This is a genomic window from Sphingobacteriaceae bacterium (genome assembly GCA_002319075.1).
GTDB lineage: Bacteria > Bacteroidota > Bacteroidia > B-17B0 > Aurantibacillaceae > Aurantibacillus.
Genome location: NVQB01000001.1, coordinates 866,913 through 887,175 on the forward strand (window position 1 = coordinate 866,913; position 20,263 = coordinate 887,175).

The following is a 20,263-nucleotide window of genomic DNA, read 5'->3' on the forward strand; positions in this document are numbered from 1 at the left end:
TTAACATATATCAAGACGATTTCTTATCCCAGGAGATTATTTCCCGCACACCAAACACCCAATTTTGCATAAAAAAAATATGAAAAAAATACCAATAACTATCGTCAATGCTTTTAGCATTGATAACCTTGGTGGTAACCCCGCCGCTATCGTATTTGATGCTGATCACTACACAATCGCTCAAAAACAGGAAATTGCCACAAAAATAAATGTATCAGAAACGGCGTTTGTATCTAGTTCTGCCATTGCAGACTACAAACTTGAATTTTTTACCCCTTCAAAACAAATCGCGCATTGTGGTCATGCGACCATTGCAACGTTCTCTTACATGAAACAAACCGGGGCTATCAAAAAGAAATTTGTGGTTAAAGAAACAATCGATGGTTTGCGCGAAATCCGGTTCGTCAGCAACAAGGCTTTCATGGAACAGAAGGCGCCGTTCTTTAGCCGACCCAATCGTAAGGATCTGGGTAAAATCCTTTTAAGCCTTAACCTCACTTCATCGGACATCCGACCTAACACGTTGCCTGTAATTGTAAACACGGGAACTTCATTTCTGCTAATCGAAACGGCTGATGAAATTGCGCTAAAAAACGCTGTTCCAGACCATAACTTAATTAGTGAACTTTCTACGCAATATGGGTTAATTGGATTTTATCTGTTTCATAGGAGAAGTGGTTTAACAGAACACGCTACTACGCGAATGTTTGCACCCTTATATGGCATAGCCGAGGAGGCTGCAACTGGCATGGCGGCAGGACCCCTGGCTTGCCTGCTAAACTTGAGTTCAAGTGAACAGCTTTCAACCTACCTTATAGAACAAGGCCGTTACATGACTCCACCTTCGCGAAGTTCCATTGAAGTAAATCTCGTTGTTGAAAATGGAGCCATTGAGCGTCTATTCGTTGGCGGAATTGCATATTTAGCTGAAACCACGACGATCGACATCCGTTAGTAATTATATAAATCAGACAGGATTCTACAAACCTAATCCTCAGGCGGTAAATAATTTTACCCCAGATTTTTAAAGGCTTCGGAATACAGGGGCACCAGAGAGTTAAACACTAAACCAAATAAATAACAACCAAGGAGTCGTTTACTCGCTCACCAAAAAAAAGAAAAAAAATTACAATTTTAGTTCTGCTGCTTTTGACAGGAATATCAAAATCCCGGTTCAAGCACACAGTTAGCGGCCATGTGAAAGACAAAATCACTGGTGAACAACTGAAGGGTACTATCGTAAGTAGTTCTGAATTAAAAGGTGTTGCTATGCCTGCAAATGACTACAGCTTCTTTTGGTTAACGGTGCCTGAAGGAAAATACATTTTGCAAGTCAAATAGGTCAGGAAATAAACCATATTCCAAAAAAAAAAGACCTTTCGTCGAACTTAACATTGAACATTTTTATAGAGGACAGTGCCGCCGAAATGAAAGAAGTAGTGATAACCGGCAACAAACAAGAAAACGTTGTTAAGCAAGCGCAGATGGCTCTACAGAAACTTGACGTTAAGGAAATAGTAGAATTCCGCTTCTTAACATGGATTGCGGAAATTATCCTAAGATAAGACAATTACTTAACTCGTGTCATTGGATTCAGTCTGCATCGTACGATAATTTTGCTCCATATTTTAAAATCAAATTAAAAAAAAACAAAAACAAAAATCACTATGAAAACGCTATTATTAAAAACAGAAAACAATTGGGGAGCAACGGTTAGCCGTCTCCTGTTAGGAATCGTATTATTTCCACATGGTGCGCAAAAACTACTCGGATGGTTTGGTGGCTATGGATTTACCGGCACAATGAATTTCTTTACCGAAACTATGTCCTTACCCTGGATCATTGCGTTTGCAGTGATCATTATCGAGTTCTTTGGCGCTCTTCTTTTGATAGTGGGTTATCACACACGGATAACCAGCTTTTCGATCTTCTCGCTTTTTATGGGGATCCTTCTCACCTCGCACATGGATTACGGTTTTTTTATGAACTGGTTCGGAAATCAAAAAGGAGAAGGAGCTGAATACTTCCTCCTGATCTTTGGACTTAGTTTGTCTCTAGTTCTTAGCGGCGGGGGTAAACTGTCAATTGATCATCATATAACCCAGCGTTCCTAAGCTTCTGAAAAGCGTTGTTTTTTCATTGTCCCTGATCTAACTGTAATTTCTCTAAGTCAAATGAATGCAAGTCCTGGCAGGCCATATAACCAGTCAGGACTTGTGCGTTAAAGAAGATGTTGTTTCTTGTCGGGTATTCGAACCACCGAAGCCCTTACGGCACTTCATTCGTTGTTTACTTTTTTATTAAATTTGTCTTTTAGCGTAAAAGAAATGCAGCATTCTCTTTTGAAAACTAGCCTGACAAAACACGTCGTAATCAGTGATGAACATTTTAGAGAATTTGTTTCACTTGCCACAGAACGCAGGTTTAAAAAAGGACAATTTTTAGTATCAGAGGGCAGTACACACCGGAAGACCTTTTTTATCAGGAAGGGAGCGATAATCGCGTTCTGGATTGATAATAGCGGAGTAGAACACACCGTTCAATTTGGAATAGAAGGTTGGTGGATCAGCGATGTTCATAGTTTCATTCATGGAGGCGAATCAAAATTGAACGTCCAGGCGATTGAAGATTGTGAAGTGTATGAGTTTACAAGAGAAAATATGGATAAGGCGTACGCTCTCAGTCCCGCTATCGTATTGTATTTTCTTAAAATTACACAAAATGCTTTTGCTACGTTTCAGGAGCGGGTACTTTCAGGTCTCAGCATGAGCGCTGAAGAACGCTATAAGATATTTTGTGCCAGGTATCCTAGCATCGAATTGCGGTTTCCACAAAAGCTTATAGCGTCTTATATAGGAGTAACGCCCGAGTCGCTGAGTCGTCTGAAGAAGTCGTTACTTGAAAAATAATCTTCTATCTCAGTTGTAACGATACAAAGTCTTCTGAGAAAAAGATATTATCCCATCTTATTGCCCTCTCATCAGTTCCACAAGTTTGGAAGCCGAATTTTTCATACAGATTTTTTGAGCGACGGTTGGCCGAATTCAACCAAAGATGGATTTGTTCAATGGTGTGAATACAGATGTTTCTTTTTATCACTTGCATCAACTTCGTTGCAATTCCTTTCCCATTTTGTTCATGTGATACATACATTCTCATGATCCTTTAAGGGGTATTAACGGGTGCAGAAAAAATTCGGAATCTCCGCTTAATTTGCATCCATCTTACGGATTAAGTGATTTAAAAATGGCTTGATAAAAATGTATCTCAGATCCCTTTCGGCTCTTTAATTTACCCGTGTCCATGTTTCCGTTCTACCGAATAATGAAATACCAACATAACCTCTTACTTCTAAAGTATTTTTTTCTTTTAAGGATAAATAAGCGCTATATGTCTTACCACTTTCAGGATCATAAATAAACCCATCTTTCCACTCATTCTCCCCATCAAACTTAAACCCAATTAACATCACCAAGCCAATGGTAGGATTGTTTCTCTTTGCTGAATCAGGGTTATTACCATCCACTCTTGGTTTGCCTTTATCAGTTGGATTTTTTAACCAAATTATTCTACCGTAATAGTTTTCGCCCTTTTTATAGATGTCAATTTTTGCAGGTTCTTTTCCGGCTGTTAGCCACCTTCCAACGATGTCATCTGTCTTATTTTGAGCAGCTGACATGTGGCTGAACAGGATCAGGCTCAAAAAAAGTAGTAAAATTTTACTTTGCATAAGTACTTAGTTTATTTTTTTTCTTTTTTTTAATTCATCAAATGCCAGATCATAATCAGGTCTCAATGTCCCCATTAATCTGTCCCATAGTGTAAAGTACAGGCCATAGTTGCCACTGAAATACTGATGGTGCTGATTGTGGCTTACGGAAGTGTTTATCATTTTACCCAGCCAATGTTTATTAAATCCTGTGGGATATAATTCAAAACCCAGATGCCCGTAAACATTATAGAAAAGACTAAAAACAAAGAAAATGGTTAAGTGCAATGGGTGAATTGGAATTGTAAAAAGGAAAATAACAAATATCAATGATTCTAAAATTGCTTCGAATGGATGAAACGCATAAGCAGCCCAGGGAGATGGATTGGTGGATTTATGATGAATTAAGTGAAACATTTTAAATAACATTGGCGAGTGCATCATCCTGTGTATCCAATAAAAATAGGTATCGTGAATCAGTATCATTAAAGGAACAGCAAGTACAAAATATACCTGGCCATATTTATCCGCGTCGTCATAAAATGTGGTGTGTTGGCGAATGCTATCCGTAAGTAAGAGAAATAGTGGTGGAAGAGAAAAAATAATTATAGAAATAGTTGAAAAAATAATTTCCCTTTTATAGTCTTTTAGCCCGGGGAATTTTAACTGTATTTTCAGATAAGAAATTTTTTTCTTCAGAAGGATATAAAAAATAAGAAATACAGGCGTTGCAATAAAATAGTATTTGTCGGCAATGTCTAGTAGTTGCCATAGAAATTTTTTCCAAGTCATTTGTTTACATTTTAAAAATGTAAACGTACAATTGATTTACCGGTGGTTACTTAACCCAGGTTAATTTCTTATTTTCCTGCCAGTCTTTTTCGAAGACGGCTAATGCTTGGGGCCTCAATACCAAGATAATCGGCAATATATTTTAAAGGGATTCTTTGAAAAGCATTTGGAAATTGTTTTTCGAGATTCAAATACCTTTCATCCAAACTACTAATTTTACTTTCTTGTTCGTTTATCATCAGTTTTCGTAATTCTTCTGCAAGCATTTGATTTAACAGGGCCTCAAATTTGGGGTTAGCTTTAAAAATAGCTGCCATATTTTCTTTACTTAGCTCTAAGACTTCAGATTTTTCCAATGCAATAATATTTTTATGAGAAGGAACATCTGAAGCCAGCCCTTCAACGTAAGTAAAAAAACAGCCTTCGTAAATAAAATCACTTGCTTTCTCATTTCCTGCGTTATCGAGTAGTGTAGTAATTAACAGTCCCTTATTTACAAAACCAACAAATCGACAATACTTACCAATGCGCAACAAATAGTCACCTTTGCCGAAAGTTTTTGGTTCAAAATAACTAAAACTACTTTCTAACTCTTTGTCACTAATTGTAATCCTGGTCCGAATATATTCTGTTATCTTACTATACATTAAATTTTTCAGCCGAAAATACGACAAATAATCCTAGTGCCTGAACTCTGACCGTACGATCGGCGAAGGCTGTAAAGTTGCCGACCCCTAAAGTCATAAATGACCACTCCACAATCAAAAAACATCCTGCCAAATCAGCAAAATATCAGTGAAAAAGTTGGGTGAGTTTGCTTTGGAATGCAGCTATCGTGTGCCCGGTAAGGTGGGATTTATTTGTAGCGGTTAAGTAAGTTGTTTTTGCGGAAGTTGCCCATTATTAAATCAAATAAAATTAAACCTAAAATCAATACCTTTGTTTAACACAAAACTTAGTTTCAGCATGCAATTCTTACAAGGTAGGTTTCAGGAAACTGATCTTGTAAGGTAATTGGTGGAAAGAGCAGAAGACAGCAATGACAAGAGAAAACAAGATGCAGGACAAACTATTTGATTTTATATCAAAATACATTTCTCTGAACGATGACGAGAAGAACGCTTTACTTTCGCTGGACATATTTCGCTCAGTAAAAAAAGGAACTCTTTTACTCCAGGAAGGACAAAATTCGAAAGAAAGTTATTTTGTAATAAATGGCTGTATTCGTACTTATTATGTTTTAGATGGTGAAGAAAAAACTACTGCTTTCTACACAGAAATGGAAGCTTTGACACCAAATTGTGTAATAAGTAAAACCCCTTCCCAATATTATATTAGTTGTATTGAAGACTCTCTACTTTTAATTTCAAATTCTGATATGGAAGAAGAAGTAAATAGTAAATTTCCTAAATTTGAAATAATGTGCAGACTGTTTTCAGCAGAACTTTTGGCTAAAAATAAAATCGACTTTGACGAGTTTAAAACTTCGTCGCCAGAACAACGGTACCTTAATTTATTAAAAAAAAGGCCTGATCTTATTCAGCGCGTTCCTCAACACCAATTAGCCAGCTATTTAGGCATCCAACCACAATCTTTGAGCAGATTAAGAGCTAGAATTATTGAAAAAAAATAGCTAAAAGTATTTCTTAACTTAAGTGAAGGTAGGGTAACATAACGCCCATCTATTTTTGCAGTATTATTAAACATAAATGAGTTTAGATATGCAAAAGAAAATTAGATGGATCGGACTTGCCCTTGCGTTGGCTAGCCAATTACAAATGAGTGCGCAATATGCCAAACAAGACAGCACTTACAAACGCTGGTTCGCAGGGACTTCTTTGTTTGTATTGTTGGGAAATTTTGACACAAAAAACCCTCCTAATTTCGTTCAACTGGATATAGGTTATAGGATTACAGGAAAAGACGTAATCCGGTTCTCTCCAAAAACCTGGAGATATGCGTGGCCAAATGGCATTCACCCCTTTTTAAACGATGCGTATTATAAGTCCGAAGAAAAGTTCCCGGGCTATATTCGTGAATATGGCGTAACAGTAGCTTACACACGATTTTTATGGAAAGGTTTGTATGCCCAACTTGATGTAATGCCTACCTGGCAGATTTTTGTAAATGACAAGGGTAAAAAAACCGGCGATGGTTTTCAAATTTTCAATTCCTACCGCGTTGGTTATCACATAAAACTATTTAAGGATAGATTTTTTTTTCAACCCTCAATATGTATGACACATCGTGCTTATCATACACCATTACCCGATGGATTTAAACAGTTGGATGACAAATGGCCGAAGTTCATCTTTCCAGAACCAGGACTTAATATCGGATTTAACTTTTAAGTGGAATTTTAAGGATAAAAAAATAATGAATAAACAAAAAGTACCAGAAGACATCAAAGTCAATGTAAAGCTTAAGCTTGCTGCACTGTGGGTGAGTTTTATGTTTCTCTATATCTATGTAGACTATTTGCATCTATATATGCCGCGCAAGATAGAAGACATTTCAAATGGCAGAGTGTTTGAATTTGATATTACACAAGGATTTATATTTACGGTACTCTCTTTGGCTACAATTCCGATCATGATGATTTTTCTTTCTGTTGTTCTAGCGGCCAGAGCGAATCGCTTAACGAACATGATTGTGGCCACAGGTCTTATTCCTTATATGCTATTTAATCTGGCCGGAGAGGCTTGGATACACATGATTTTTGCTGCTGTTGCAGAAGTGGCTCTTCTTTGTCTAATTATCCGTTATGCGTGGAAATGGACTCAAGCTCAAACATCCAACCGACAATTATAACTGATTTTCGCTTTTCAAAAAGTCCAATAGACGTATTTTACTAAAACACTGCAATACACTTTGGTATTTGCCAATTGGAATAGTTGGGTCAGTTACTGCTATTGCAATATTATTATTTGCATACAAAAAATGTAGTAAGAAACTATTTGCCAGTCATTGCACTTATTAATGTTTAGAGTGCTCTTATATACACCACTTAAAACCCTTTAACTTCGAGGATGCACAACTTTACCTGAAGAAGGACTCTTAACCTTCGAAAATTTCAGTGCCGGTGCGATAAAAGCCGTGGGACTTTAAGGCGAGATAGAGCGCCAGAAATACATACGTGCTGACAATTTACCAGCCTTTTTTCTTTTGGTTCGCACTAGCAAGACGCCGTCTCATACGTTGTGATGATTCTACAAAGGTTCTGAAAAAAAATTTGGTACAAACAATGGGATTATGTGGATAAACAACAGGTTTAGCAGTCGATTTGATCTTTTAAACCAGTGCTAAAAACGATACATTTGATTAAAGTTAAAAGTCGTGTCTTCCATTATAACAAATAGTACTCAGCAGCCGGGAGTGAAGGTCATTAGCAGCAATCCTTATAACCTGAGGGACTATTTTGACAAGCTGAAGCGTTACGGTTTTTTAATCTTCGTTTTGGCGCGTCGTGAGTTGAAGATAAAATACACGAAAACAGTGCTGGGTCTTGGCTGGCTTTTCCTGCAACCTCTGGCACTTGTTGTGATCTATAGCTTTTTTTTTAAAGGTGTGATCCATATCAGTACCGGCGCTATTCCTTATCCTTCCTTTGTGTTCAGTGGCCTGGTGCTGTGGTATATTTTTACAGGTATTGTCACCAAAAGTGCATACGCTCTTATTGAATCATCAGAGCTGATCAACAAAGTTTCGTTTCCACGGTTTATCATTCCAGTTTCCAAAGCAATTCCTATACTGCTTGAGAGCGCTGCCTTGGTAGTTCTATTGTTAGTAGTACTGCTGGTTACGCGCCAACCCTTAGGATTTAATGCCTTTACTGCATTTTTTTACATGCTGATGGCCATTATCATTTCCTTTGCTCTTGGTTTATTGTGCAGCGTTGTGGTATTGCGGTACCGCGACTTTGCACATCTTATTCCTTTTGCGTTAAACTTTGGCATCTGGCTGACACCCGTTTTTTACCCTACCGATATCTTACCCCAACCTTACCGGTCTTATTTGTTTTACCTTAATCCTATGTCGCAGGCCATTGAAGGATTGCGCGGCGCCTTATTTTTTAACGCAGCCATTCCAGGCGCAGCAGTGCTTGTCTTTTTTACTTCGGTAGTTTTTCTGTTATGTTCATTTTATTACTTTATAAAATCAGAAAAAACATTTGTAGAAAACCTTTAAATCATTGACCTAAATGCATACACCTGTTTTTAAAAACCCTTTACTGGAAGAAGAATTTAACCGTAAGGGATATGTGAAAGTTCCTTTTCTGAACAGTGAGGAAATTGACTACCTGAAAGCAAAGTTCTTTGAAACCATTGTTGAAAGCGGAGGTCCGAAAACGGCTAACGATGTGGATTTTGACAACACCGGGGATATCACTTACGACTTTACTTTTATTGACCGGAACGAAGCATACAAGAAAAAAGTATTTGACATTATTACGCAGACCTTTCAGAAAAAAGCAGATGAGTACCTGGCTAATTACAAGCCAATTATAGCCAACTACATTCGCAAAAAACAAGGCGGCGGCGAAGTACCCATGCACCAGAACTGGGCTTTTGTGGACGAAGAAAAATATACTTCTGTTTCTATTTGGGTACCGCTGGTAGATAGTAATGAAGCCAACGGAACATTACAAATGGTAGATGGAAGTCATAAGCGCTTCGGTAAATTACGCGGCCCTATGATCCCCTGGGAGCTGGAAGGCATTAAAGAAAAAATCATCAGCGACCATCTTACACCCATGAATGTAAAAGCAGGCGAAGGTGTGATTCTTGACGACAGCATTGTGCATTACAGTAATATCAATAAAACGCCGGGTCTGCGCCTCGCTATACAGCTTATTATGACGCCGGCAGCAAGCGGCTCTCTTCATTATCATTTAGATCGGGATGCCGATAAAGGTGCTGTGCAGGTATTGGAAACCGATGTTGATTTTTACATGGGTTTTCACCCGTGGTTAAAGCCCAAAGGCAAAACTATTCTTAAAACAACACCCTACAAAGAACGGAAATTAAACTACGGTGATTTTTTAAAAACGCTGAAAGGCAAACGCTTTGATGAAAAGAAAAATTTCATGGACACGCTATCAGGATTATTCAGATAACCATGACGCGTAGTATTTTTATAAGCCAGGAAGACAGCAACACCTTTAACCGAATTGGATTTGTGCGAAAACCCCTGCTGACAACTGAACAGGCAAAAGCTTTGGCAGCGCTTTACACAACCTACTTTCCAAAAGGCACAGACGCTTTCTTCTCCAGCACTTACCTGAATGACATCGCTCTTAAAGACACTATCAGCCGTGAACTTTGTGAGGTATTGCTACCTGCAATTTCGCCGCATATCAAAAACTATAAAGTGTTGGGCGCACAATTTCTGGTTAAAAATCCCGGCGATGGCGGGCGGATGCCTTACCACCAGGACTGGACCATTGTAGACGAAACTAGCGACCGCAGCATCACAGCGTGGATTAGCTTAGATGATATTACCGGCCACAATGGAGCTATTAAAGCCATTCCCGGCAGCCAGCAATTTTCACGGGCTCTGCGGGCACCAGGCAATTTTGATGCGTTGGCAGAGATACAGGAATTGCTTGATGATTACGCGCATACTTTAATCATGCGGGCCGGCGAAGCGTTTATCTTCGATCACTCGCTGATGCATGGTTCGGGCAAAAATACAAGCACTGCCCCGAGAATTGCTGTTGCATTAGGACTTACCCACAAAGACGCCCCGCTAATATTTCATCACCAGAAAGATGAAAATACATTTGACGCTTATGCAGTGCCTGATAATTTTTTTATCACTTTTCCCAATAAAGGAGGGCCCCCTGCGGACTTAACACCGGTTACAACCATACACCAGACTTTAAAAAAAATAGCGCCGACTGAGCTAATTACATTTATGAAAGAACTTACTGCCACACAACCTACAGCAGCGGTGCCACCGCTTTTTAAAGACGCATCGCTACAAGCTAGTTTCGACAAAGACGGCTATGTAAAAATAAATTTGCTTAACGAAGCAGAAACTGCCAACCTGAAAGACTATTATTTATCGCTACAGCACGATCATATTGGCGATTATGGCTTTCACATCAGCCTCGAAAACACTGACGCCCTCTACATTAACGGCGTATTTAAAAAACTGTTTGAAGTAGTGCTTCCAAAGCTGGATACGGTGCTTGAGAATTATAAAGCTTTTACCGCAAGCTACGTGATAAAAGAAGCCGGTCTGCAAAATATTGTGCCGCCACACCAGGACTGGACCTTCGTAGATGAAGAGCAATTCAGTTCTGCCACGGTATGGATTCCTTTAATGGATGTAACTAAAAACAATGGCGCATTGGGCCTGATAAAGGGCAGTCACCGCGTGTTTAATTACCCGCGCATCTCGCCATCGCCTGAATCCAGAGCTCTATTGTCTGATCATGCCTTTACGCTTTTTCCTTACGTGCAAGTGATAGAAATGAAGGCCGGCGAAGCCCTGATCTTTAATAACCGAACGGTACATGCTTCACCGCCGAATATTTCGGGTGTTACACGCATTGCTGCGGGCATTGGCATTACGCAAAAACAGGCGCAGTTGCAGCACTATTACCAGTTGCCCGGCAAAGAAGAACTGGTGCAGGTTTACAATGTAGAAGCCTCTTTTTTTACAAGTTATAATAATTCAAAGTTGTCGGCATATTTTAACAAAGGACTGGCGCCTGAAGGTCTCCATAAAATAAGCACCTTTCGCAAGTCTACCCCTGTTCTTTCGAAAGAAGACATGATCGGCTTAGTGTCAACATTAGACGGAGCAAGCATCAATACTGGTTTAATGAACGAGCTGGCGGATCTCTACAGCTACAATGCCGACGGAACGGCAAAACAAAAAAAATCTGTTCCTGAAGCTGAAACAAGCACTTTAACTGCAAAAGAAGCAGTACACGATACGCGTACATTTTTTCAGAAATACACTCTGCCAAATATTATTGCAGAAGTAAAACACCGCTTAAAAAAAGCATAATCATGTTGAATTTCGATCATAAAGCCCGTGTGTTTAAAGAAGAAGCTCTTCAAAGCCAACTTAATAATGAGGGTTTTGTAGTGCTTGACTTTCTAAATGAAGCCGAAGTACAGCGCCTCTATACCCTTTATATAGACCTTCACCCGCAAGGCGTAAACGGCTTTTACACCAGTACTTTTTCTAAAGACACAGCTTACCGCAAATCGGTTGATACGGAGATACGCAAAGAAATGCAGCGCGGTCTTGACATTGTATTTTGCGATTACAGGGTGCATTGCGGTAGTTTTATTGTAAAAGGTACCGATGAAAAAAGTAAGCTAAACCTGCACCAGGACATGACCCTGGTAAATGAATCTGTTTACACCGGTATCAATATCTGGATCCCGCTTGTTGACCTTAGCGAAACCAATGGTGCAATAGCGGTGCTGCCTCGTAGCCACCGTTTGTTTAAAACCTATCGCGGAGCCTCGATTCCGGACATATACGACGGTATTGAAAGCAGCGTGTACAAAATTATGCGGCCCTGTTATTTAAAAGCGGGCCAGGCCATTATTTTCGACCAAAGCATTATTCATTTTTCGCCGGCTAACCATTCGTTGGAACCGCGGCCGGTGATAAACACTTTTATTACTCACAAAGACGCAGGTATTGAAATATGTTATTGGGATAAAGCGTCCGGTAAAAATGAAATTGAACTGTTTGAGCAGGCCCCTGACTTCATGGTGAACTTTCAGAATTTCGGCCACGACATTTACAGCAGGCCTTCTATCGGGCAGTCGAAAGGTGTTGTGTCATATAACTTTCCAAAAATAACACCTGCCCTTTTAAAGCAGGAATACAATTTAACAGAGCCGGAACCTTTGCCTGAAAAGCCTTTAAGCAGTAGTGTTTTTTCTAAATTATTTAAAAAGATCTTTACCAGAACATGATGCCTGCAGTACCTGCCATATTTAAAGACACAGCACTTCAAAAACAATTTGAGGAAAATGGCTTTGTAAAGATAACGCTGTTGAGCCAGGAGAGCATACAGCAGCTGCTTACCTTATTTAAAAATTATTTTCCAGACCCTTCTGCAGATTTTTTTTCATCGAGCTACGAAAACGATTTCCGTCGCAAGAAAGTGATCAGCGAAGCAATTGGAAATATTATTGTTCCACAGCTGGATGCTGTGTTTACAGATCACACCTGGTTTGGTTCGGCCTTTCTTTCAAAGGGAAACGGACCGCGCAGCGAAATGCCAATGCACCAGGACTGGACCATTGTTGACGAAGAGAAATTTATTGCGCTTAACATCTGGACACCTTTGCAGCCAACCACAGAAGAAAATGGCACACTGGAGGTTATCAAAGGAAGTCACCTTTGGCACCAGGGCATACGCGCTCCTACCCTGCCATTTTATTTTGATGGCTTTCAGTATTTACTTAAGGACAAACTGACTGCAATTCCTGCACTGCCCGGGGAAGCGATTGTATTGAACCAGGCGATCATTCATTATTCGAAACCAAATAAGACAGATAGTCTGCGTGTGGCTATTACCAGCGGCATTAAAACAAAAGGGGCGCCTATGCTGTTCCATTACCTCAACAAAGAAAGTCCTGATAGAATAGAGCAATTTAAGCAAGAGGATGATTTCCTGATCAACTTTGAAAATTTTCATCACTCAATTTTCGAGCGCCCGGTTATTGGCGAATCGCTTGGCACAAAACCGTTCACACTTGAAAAAGCATCGGCTGCAACGGTAGAAAAATTAACAGGCATTAAAACATATAACGCTTCTTCACCTGAAAAAAAAGGGCTGATACAAACTGTAATGACATGGATGAAAAGGTAATCGCTACGGCAAAAAGCTTACTGCATGATCCTGTAATGGCTGAACAGCTGGCAGTATCAGGTTATACCACGTTTCCGTTTTTAGGGTCCGCTGATGTGCAAAAACTTACAGAGTATTATTACGGTTTTCAAAAAGAGGAGCCGGCGCATTTTTATTCGTCCACTCACGCAAAAGATCCTGCCTTCCGCAGGACTACCAGCGACCATATTAAAAGTATTATCAGTCCACTGATGTCTTCCATGCTTAAAAATTACCGCTTGCTCGGAGGGGCATTCGTGGTAAAACCCCCGCATGGAAAAGGTGTGCTTCAGCCGCACCAGGACTGGAACATTGTAGATGAGGAAAACACGCGCTCTTTTAATTTGTGGATCCCTCTTACTGATGTAAACGTTGAAAACGGTGCTGTATTTGTGTTGCCCGGTAGTCATGCCAAAATTAAGACCTACCGTGGGCCTGGTATACCTTCCATTTTTAAGAACATTGAACCTGCCGCCTGGCAAAGCCTTCAACCGTTGATTATGAAAGCGGGCGAAGCGTTGTTTTATGATCACGCTTTACTTCACGGCTCACCGGCAAACCAAACAAACGCAGCCCGCCTGGGAATTGTGTGCGGTGTAATTACAGCTACAGCCGAAATGCAATTGTGTTTCCAAAAAGACCAACACATCGATTTGTATAAAGCAGACGAACATTTTTTTATGGAGAAAGATCCGAATGGTGGTCCGGATGGATTACAGTTTATAAGAAGCGTAACACCTGCGCATACCAACCTGAGCGAAGAAGACTATAACACCATGTTCCTCGGAAAGCCAGAATTGTCAAGACATTGGCTAAAAAAGCTATTCGCGATCCGTCGCTCTTAATTAATTTATACAAAAGACGTATCTTTAAAAGCTCTCTACTGTTGCATGTTGCCAATCATCCTCATATCTGTTCTCATTAACCTTGCTTTGCTATTGGTCATCTTTAAAACACGCTCCCTAAAAAAGAACAGCATAACCGCACCTGTGCTTCGCAAACACAATGTAGGGGCGTTTTACAACGAGCAAACTGAAAATTTTTTAAAAGTATATGGCAAAGTCATCCAGGCTTTCCGTACCAAAAACATAAACACTTTACTCGATCATCAAATTGAGGCCATTGGTTTGAAGGACGGGATGACCGCACTTGACGCGGGCTGTGGCGTATGCGGCCCTGCTGTTTATTTTGCAGGAAAAACCGGCGCAAGAATCGAAGCTTTGACTATTTCCTCTAAGCAGGTAGAACTGGCAAAAGTAAACATTCAGGAAAATCATGCGCAGTCGCATGTATATGTGCGCGAAGGCGATTATCACCATCTGGAAAATTATTATACGGAAGAATATTTTGACGCCATTTATTTTTTAGAATCCTTTGGGCATGCACAGAACCATTTACAGGTGCTTGATTCTGCGTGGAAGGTGTTGAAACCCGGGGGAACAGTATACATAAAAGATCTGTTCATTAAAAAAGCGCTTTACAAAAGTATGGCTGCAGGCATTGAAAAAGAGATACAAAATATTGACACAGCGTACCATTATCATGTACCCGACCTGAACACGATCCTCGACCATGTGCGCAGCAAGGGATACATTCTTTCGTTCATAAAGACCATTGACATTCCTCTTGATGAATTCGAGAATTTGACTATCTCAAATGATTTCCAGGAGTTGACAGGCATCAATAAAATTGACAACTTGCGGGATTACGTTTTTCCTGTTGACTTTTTCGAGCTAAAGTTGATAAAGCCCAACATCCATATTTTAAGCGGTAACAGCCGTTATTTTTTACAGAACATGTATTTAACACAGGTTGAGGCCTGGAAGGAGCGCGACTTATGATGAGCTTAGATAAAGATGTGGTATTGGCAGCGCACAATATCTCAAAAAAATATACTGTAAAGCAAAGCGGCACTTCTGAAAAGAACGGTAAAGACGGGGATTTCTGGGCATTACAGGACGTAAGTTTTGAATTGAAGAGAGGAGAGATTCTTGGCATTATTGGAACCAATGGCGCCGGCAAAAGTACTATTCTTAAAATTCTGTCGGAGATCATTGCCCCCACCAGCGGCTACGTGCACTATAAAGGCTCTATTTTATCCATTCTTGATATTGGCACCGGTTTTCATCCCGATCTTTCGGGTTATGAAAATATTTTTTTAAACGCTTCTTTATTGGGTATGAAGAAAAAGCAAATCAATGAAAAAGTAAATGAGATCATTGATTTTAGCGGCATTAAAGCGCACATCCACGAGCCGGTAAAAAATTACTCCAACGGCATGTACCTGCGCCTGGCTTTGTCTATTGCCCTGTTTACCAACAATGAAATTATTTTGCTGGACGAAGTGGTTTCTGTGGGCGATGCGGAGTTCAGGATGAAAGCTATCCGAAGGATCAAAGAACAATCACATCAGGGCAAAGCCTGCATTATGATCTCGCATGACCTTGGCTCAGTGATGGAGTTGTGTGATACCTGCCTGCTGCTCGAGAAAGGGAAACTCATTTATTCCGGTACTTCCAAAGCCACGGTTGAACATTATTTCGAGGGAGTGTACGATACGATCTACAAAACGCCACAGCCCGCCGAACACAGTCTTTGCCGGGTTACCGCTGTTACAGTGGAAAACGAAACGCTTTGCATGGATGAACCCGTACGCATACAAATGCAGTATGAAATTATTGAGGCGGTAGACGTGCGTATCGTTTTAAAAATAAGAAGTTATCATGGCGCCGTTATGACTGACAGTATAACATTCAGGCCAGATTATGTGCCCCAGGTGCAGCAACCGGGAAGTTACCGTGTTACCTGCGTCATTCCCGCCAACCTTTTTAATGCAGGCAGTTATATGGTAGAAGTGCTTATAGCGAACGATGTGGAACTGTTAGCGCTCATTGAAATGGCCGCGAAGTTTAAGGTAACATTAAAAGAATGGGAGGCTGGAAAGAAATGGAACGAGAACAATGAAGTTATCCCGTTCAGGCCCCTATGTGCATGGAAAACCGAAATTATAAAATAACTTCTCTTGCTAAATTTCAACTTTCAGGATCTGAAAATATCGAACCAGCGTTTTTTTTCTTTTAAAAACGGCAACAGCTCTTTTAATTCTACCGCTTTGTTTTCGTAAGACCGCACCGTTTTTACAGGCTGTTCTGCAGGCGGCTGCGTTGTAGAGTCGCGGCGCAGGTTGGCATAGTTGTAAATGAAGTCATCGTCGGGCTCGTACTGCTTCAATGGCTCGCCGGCCGATGGCTGATAATAAATACAAAGAGGCGTTTCTTTTTGCAGCACCGTAAAACAAGCCGCCTTGCGATTGAAGCTAGCCATATTAGGGGGTGAACCGTGGATCACCGAATGATAAAAAACAATAGCTTCGCCTGCTTTTAATTTTACGGAGATAGCTTTGTCCTGCAGCGCCTGTAAATGCGGACCATACTCCGGAAACAAATATCCGGAACCCCGAATATGCCTGCCTATCTTATGACTTTTTTTAAGCACCCATAAAGCGCCCGATTGCTCGTTTACGTCGTGCAGCGGCACCCACACATTTACCGACTCATGTTTCGTTTCATCCACCACGTTCCAGTCCTGATGCACTTTAAAGGTTGTTTGTTTACCGCTTTTTTTTACGATAAAAACATTGTTTAGCCGCCTGTAATTCTGAAAAAAACGATCGCTGGCTCCTGTGAAAATATCACTTAAACCAGAGGAAACTTTCTTTTTATATTCACTGTCGCTGCACCAGGTAGTCATGTGAATATCTTCCGTAAAGTTGGGCGGATCGTCGCCGTTATGAAGCGTACTATAAAATTCGTTCAGCTTTAAAATATCGGCCGGATTTAAAAAAGGGATAACAACGTAGCCATTGTTTCTTAGTTCATCTGATAAAGACTGGTCTTTAAATAGCATGTTGAAAGATACAAAAACTTTCCGTCTTTGTTCTTTCAGGCAGCCCAGGCCTTTTACACAATCGTACCCGACTTAAAATACGTTGACCCCTGTTGTTAGTCGGATTGTCAACAGACTTAAAGATCATTTTACCCGGACTGCTAACAGGAATAATTCCCCTTTGATTGTTATTAAAATAGGCGGAAAAACGGATCAATATAAAACAATAAGACAATACAATTTAAATCCCGATTAAACGCCATGAATTTAACTAAATTTAAAACCTGAACGCATGGCTACATTTCTTGGCATATACAGTAGAACAAAACAACTAAATGATGCTGCAATACAGCCGATACTGGACGATTTTAAGCTAAACAACACGCGCGACATTGTTACGAGTAGATTTCCGGGCATGCTGCTATGCGTGGCGTCTAAATTCCAGAATGCTTTATATGCCAATGACACATCGTTAAGTTTTGTATCGGGACACATTTCTTTTGAAACTATTTCCTTTGCGACTGCCGGAACGACGGCTGAAAAATTCGGCCAGTGTATAGCGCATTCGGGTTGCGAGCTTTTGTCGGCTATGGAGGGTGCTTTTGCAGCACTACACTACACGGCTGCCACGCATACGCTCATTCTGGCTAACGATAAGTTTGGCATTTTCCCTCTTTTTATTTCAGAGAACGAGGAGTATGTTATTGTTTCAAACGAGTACCAGCCACTGGTGCAGCTCTTAACTGCGAAGGAAAGGAAACCTGATCCCGATGCCATTGCCGAATTTTTTACGCTGGGTACGACGCTGGGCGGAAAAACATTTTATAAAACCATAAAGAATATTGCTGCTGCTTCCTTCATTACGATAGGAGGTAAAACATGTACAGATAAGAACTACTGGCATCCCATGCCAAAGCCAGTAAATACTGCCGATGCAAGCCTGGTGGCTGAAGAACTCTTTGAGCTTTTTAAAAAAATAAACCGCGAATACATTGATGCAAATGTAACAGACCTCTGCCTGCTTTCAGCAGGAGCCGATTCGCGCCTTATTTTTGCGACTCTCACTAAAGAACAGCGGCAGGCGACTGAATTTTACACCAGTAATTTATCATTCCTCGATCCGCAGGAAGATCAGGATGTGGTGGGCGCTACGGCCCTTGTTAATACATTCGGACTTAAACACCGTATAGAAAAAATATCGTTTTACGAGAATCAGTTTAACCTTAGTTATTTTGACACCGAGCGCGCCCTTCGTGCCCGTCACGTATACGGCGGCTGGCACGGCGGTGAATTACTCGGAGGTTTTGCCTTTATCGCCGCCCCAATTAAAGCAGGGCTTGGATATAAAGATGTTAACCATATATTAATGTCTGTATTTTCCTGGCGTTTCCGGTTTAAGCTGAAGGCGCATCCTTATCATACCTATTTAAAAGAAAAAGAAAAATATCCATTAGCGGTTCGGGAGTTTCTTTTTATTACAGAACAATTTACGCGAAGCTTTTTCACTACTATTTATGGCGGCACCAAAGGCCATTGGCTGCAGCCCTACCAGCTCGCCAATCATGGCTTTTCGCCTTTCTGGGATAGTCGTTTACTGCAGAAGCTGATGCTGCTACCTATAGAACTGTTGGCCAATTACCAGCTCTACAACAGTTTATTTAAATTATGTGATAAAGCTTTTACAAGCATTCCCAGCAATTCTCCTTTAACTAACAGGGCTGATAGTGTGATCCCAAAACTCGAAATTGGTATTGAGCCAAAAGGACTCTTGCCCGACACGCATCACGCTGCTTACATGGAACGGCTGGAAGATAAAACAACCTGGAAGCGGCATGTATATACCAGTGAGTTCAAAAAAAAACTTAGCCAGGGATCGGGCGCGTTGGCAACACGATGGCTGGATTTTGAAACCTGGTATGCCAGGTATGTTAAAGATTGATCACAGGATTATCGCGACCTCAACCACTCCAGGCCTATTACTCCTTAAACATTTTGCGATGCACCTGCCTCTTAAATAAGAAAAGCGGTGGTAGTTTTACAAGGAGGCTCTGGCGAATGTATTTTTTATTCGCTACATCATAACCTATGGGCTTGGGAATACCGAACCACCACGGAAAAAAAGCATTGAAAAACGGAATGTCGTAGAAAAAAAATGGCGCTGTAACAAGACCTACCGGCTTCAAAAGCGTGTATGACAAGCGCTTTAAAAATGGCATAGCGCTTAGTTCGCGATCAATAGCCGTTTTACATTCGAGCAAATACTGCCCGCGAAATTCTACTGAGCGTTGTGCATCGGAGCGATGCCTGAAGCCTGCCAGCGTGGCTAGAGTAGTGTGCAGTTTCTGGTGTCTAAAAAAACGGGTCCACAATTCCATATCGCCGGCATACTTAAAATCGGTATCTATGCGGCTTCCGGCGGCTTCCCACAGGCTGCGTTTCCAAAAGGAAGATTCCTGCTGAATGAACTGGAAATCATACATGTAAAAACGGTGTTTCGACCATCGGCCCCAGGGCAGTGTAATGCGGCTGATCATCACGCCTTGCGGAGTGTATTCCCTCGGTATTCCCATCAACCAGCTAACGTCGGGAAATGTATGGAAAATTTCAGCCACAGCCGAAAATGCATTTGGCACGTACAAATCGTCAGAATTGATCCAGGCCATAATTTCGCCCGTGCTTTTATCAAACCCTTTTTGCACGGCATGGTATTGCCCTTCATCCTTTTCACTCACCCAGTAAGCTAGCCTGTGTTCATATTTTTTTATGATGTCAATACTGTTATCGGTGCTACCGCCATCAATCACAATGTATTCAAGGTTAGGATAGTTTTGATTTAGAACAGACAGCATGGCCTCTTCAAGGTATTTACCGTTGTTATAGTTGACCGTGACAATGGATATTTTAGGGACCTGTTCCAGTAGCGACAAAAGTAACAATAATCGCTCATGTGCGCTTGTGAAACGTCGTTGCATGGAAGAATATAATCTATGAACTGGACTCTGCAAAAC

At 40.7% G+C, this 20,263-nt stretch carries 22 protein-coding genes; 16 read left to right on the forward strand and 6 right to left on the reverse strand.

The window, feature by feature from the left end; genetic code table 11:
- Positions 1 to 79 precede the first annotated feature (79 nt).
- The 4 genes from CNR22_03900 (at position 80) to CNR22_03915 (ending at position 2,909) form a co-directional block, all read left to right on the forward strand.
- Positions 80 to 955: a phenazine biosynthesis protein gene (locus CNR22_03900; protein PBQ30948.1), complete on the forward strand. Its 876-nt coding sequence runs from the start codon at positions 80 to 82 to the stop codon at positions 953 to 955.
- A gap of 194 nt (positions 956 to 1,149) precedes the next feature.
- Complete coding sequence (locus CNR22_03905; GenBank protein ID PBQ30949.1) at positions 1,150 to 1,341, forward strand: hypothetical protein; 192 nt, start codon at positions 1,150 to 1,152, stop codon at positions 1,339 to 1,341.
- 326 nt (positions 1,342 to 1,667) lie between these two features.
- Complete coding sequence (locus CNR22_03910) at positions 1,668 to 2,114, forward strand: hypothetical protein (protein PBQ30950.1); 447 nt, start codon at positions 1,668 to 1,670, stop codon at positions 2,112 to 2,114.
- Between the two features lie 213 nt (positions 2,115 to 2,327).
- On the forward strand, positions 2,328 to 2,909 hold the full coding sequence (locus CNR22_03915; GenBank protein ID PBQ30951.1) for a hypothetical protein: 582 nt from the start codon (positions 2,328 to 2,330) through the stop codon (positions 2,907 to 2,909).
- A 4-nt stretch (positions 2,910 to 2,913) separates the two neighbouring features.
- On the opposite strand, the gene CNR22_03920 is transcribed toward CNR22_03915, so the two are convergent.
- The 4 genes from CNR22_03920 to CNR22_03935 form a co-directional block, all read right to left on the reverse strand.
- Complete coding sequence (locus CNR22_03920; protein ID PBQ30952.1) at positions 2,914 to 3,159, reverse strand: hypothetical protein; 246 nt, start codon at positions 3,157 to 3,159, stop codon at positions 2,914 to 2,916.
- A 127-nt stretch (positions 3,160 to 3,286) separates the two neighbouring features.
- On the reverse strand, positions 3,287 to 3,694 hold the full coding sequence (locus CNR22_03925) for an SIGNAL peptide protein (protein ID PBQ34806.1): 408 nt from the start codon (positions 3,692 to 3,694) through the stop codon (positions 3,287 to 3,289).
- Positions 3,695 to 3,736: 42 nt separating this feature from the next.
- Complete coding sequence (locus tag CNR22_03930) at positions 3,737 to 4,501, reverse strand: sterol desaturase (GenBank protein PBQ30953.1); 765 nt, start codon at positions 4,499 to 4,501, stop codon at positions 3,737 to 3,739.
- Positions 4,502 to 4,569: 68 nt separating this feature from the next.
- Positions 4,570 to 5,148 (reverse strand): hypothetical protein, encoded by a 579-nt coding sequence (locus tag CNR22_03935; protein ID PBQ30954.1) that lies wholly within the window; start codon positions 5,146 to 5,148, stop codon positions 4,570 to 4,572.
- A gap of 410 nt (positions 5,149 to 5,558) precedes the next feature.
- Between CNR22_03935 and CNR22_03940 the strand changes: the two genes are divergently transcribed.
- From CNR22_03940 to CNR22_03990, 11 genes are all read left to right on the forward strand, one after another.
- Positions 5,559 to 6,134, forward strand: a complete 576-nt coding sequence (locus tag CNR22_03940) for a cyclic nucleotide-binding protein (GenBank protein PBQ34807.1) — start codon at positions 5,559 to 5,561, stop codon at positions 6,132 to 6,134.
- Positions 6,135 to 6,222: 88 nt separating this feature from the next.
- Positions 6,223 to 6,852, forward strand: a complete 630-nt coding sequence (locus CNR22_03945) for a hypothetical protein (protein ID PBQ34808.1) — start codon at positions 6,223 to 6,225, stop codon at positions 6,850 to 6,852.
- A gap of 25 nt (positions 6,853 to 6,877) precedes the next feature.
- Positions 6,878 to 7,312, forward strand: a complete 435-nt coding sequence (locus CNR22_03950) for a hypothetical protein (GenBank protein PBQ30955.1) — start codon at positions 6,878 to 6,880, stop codon at positions 7,310 to 7,312.
- Positions 7,313 to 7,837: 525 nt separating this feature from the next.
- Entirely contained in the window at positions 7,838 to 8,689 is an 852-nt protein-coding gene (locus CNR22_03955; GenBank protein ID PBQ30956.1) for a hypothetical protein, read from the forward strand.
- Positions 8,690 to 8,702: 13 nt separating this feature from the next.
- Complete coding sequence (locus CNR22_03960) at positions 8,703 to 9,617, forward strand: hypothetical protein (GenBank protein PBQ30957.1); 915 nt, start codon at positions 8,703 to 8,705, stop codon at positions 9,615 to 9,617.
- A 2-nt stretch (positions 9,618 to 9,619) separates the two neighbouring features.
- A complete protein-coding gene (locus CNR22_03965) occupies positions 9,620 to 11,521 on the forward strand; it encodes a hypothetical protein (protein PBQ30958.1) in 1,902 nt (633 codons plus the stop codon).
- Positions 11,522 to 11,523: 2 nt separating this feature from the next.
- Entirely contained in the window at positions 11,524 to 12,450 is a 927-nt protein-coding gene (locus CNR22_03970) for a hypothetical protein (GenBank protein PBQ30959.1), read from the forward strand.
- Positions 12,447 to 13,352, forward strand: a complete 906-nt coding sequence (locus CNR22_03975; GenBank protein ID PBQ30960.1) for a hypothetical protein — start codon at positions 12,447 to 12,449, stop codon at positions 13,350 to 13,352. The genes CNR22_03970 and CNR22_03975 overlap by 4 nt, the downstream gene beginning before the upstream one ends.
- Positions 13,337 to 14,215 carry a hypothetical protein gene (locus CNR22_03980; protein PBQ30961.1) on the forward strand — a complete coding sequence of 293 codons (879 nt, stop codon included), beginning with the start codon at positions 13,337 to 13,339 and terminating at the stop codon, positions 14,213 to 14,215. Before CNR22_03975 ends, CNR22_03980 begins: the two co-directional genes overlap by 16 nt.
- Positions 14,216 to 14,260: 45 nt before the next feature.
- Positions 14,261 to 15,211, forward strand: a complete 951-nt coding sequence (locus CNR22_03985; protein ID PBQ30962.1) for a hypothetical protein — start codon at positions 14,261 to 14,263, stop codon at positions 15,209 to 15,211.
- Positions 15,208 to 16,386, forward strand: coding sequence for a hypothetical protein (locus CNR22_03990; GenBank protein ID PBQ30963.1), 1,179 nt, complete (start codon positions 15,208 to 15,210; stop codon positions 16,384 to 16,386). The genes CNR22_03985 and CNR22_03990 overlap by 4 nt, the downstream gene beginning before the upstream one ends.
- Before the next feature lie 23 nt (positions 16,387 to 16,409).
- Here CNR22_03990 and CNR22_03995 read toward each other — a convergent pair whose 3' ends face one another.
- Positions 16,410 to 17,276, reverse strand: a complete 867-nt coding sequence (locus tag CNR22_03995; protein ID PBQ30964.1) for a hypothetical protein — start codon at positions 17,274 to 17,276, stop codon at positions 16,410 to 16,412.
- Positions 17,277 to 17,547: 271 nt separating this feature from the next.
- Here CNR22_03995 and CNR22_04000 point away from each other — a divergent pair, with 271 nt between their 5' ends.
- Positions 17,548 to 19,194, forward strand: coding sequence for a hypothetical protein (locus tag CNR22_04000; GenBank protein ID PBQ30965.1), 1,647 nt, complete (start codon positions 17,548 to 17,550; stop codon positions 19,192 to 19,194).
- 37 nt (positions 19,195 to 19,231) lie between these two features.
- Here the strand turns inward: CNR22_04000 and CNR22_04005 are convergent, their stop codons facing one another.
- Complete coding sequence (locus CNR22_04005) at positions 19,232 to 20,227, reverse strand: glycosyl transferase (protein PBQ30966.1); 996 nt, start codon at positions 20,225 to 20,227, stop codon at positions 19,232 to 19,234.
- Positions 20,228 to 20,263 lie beyond the last annotated feature (36 nt).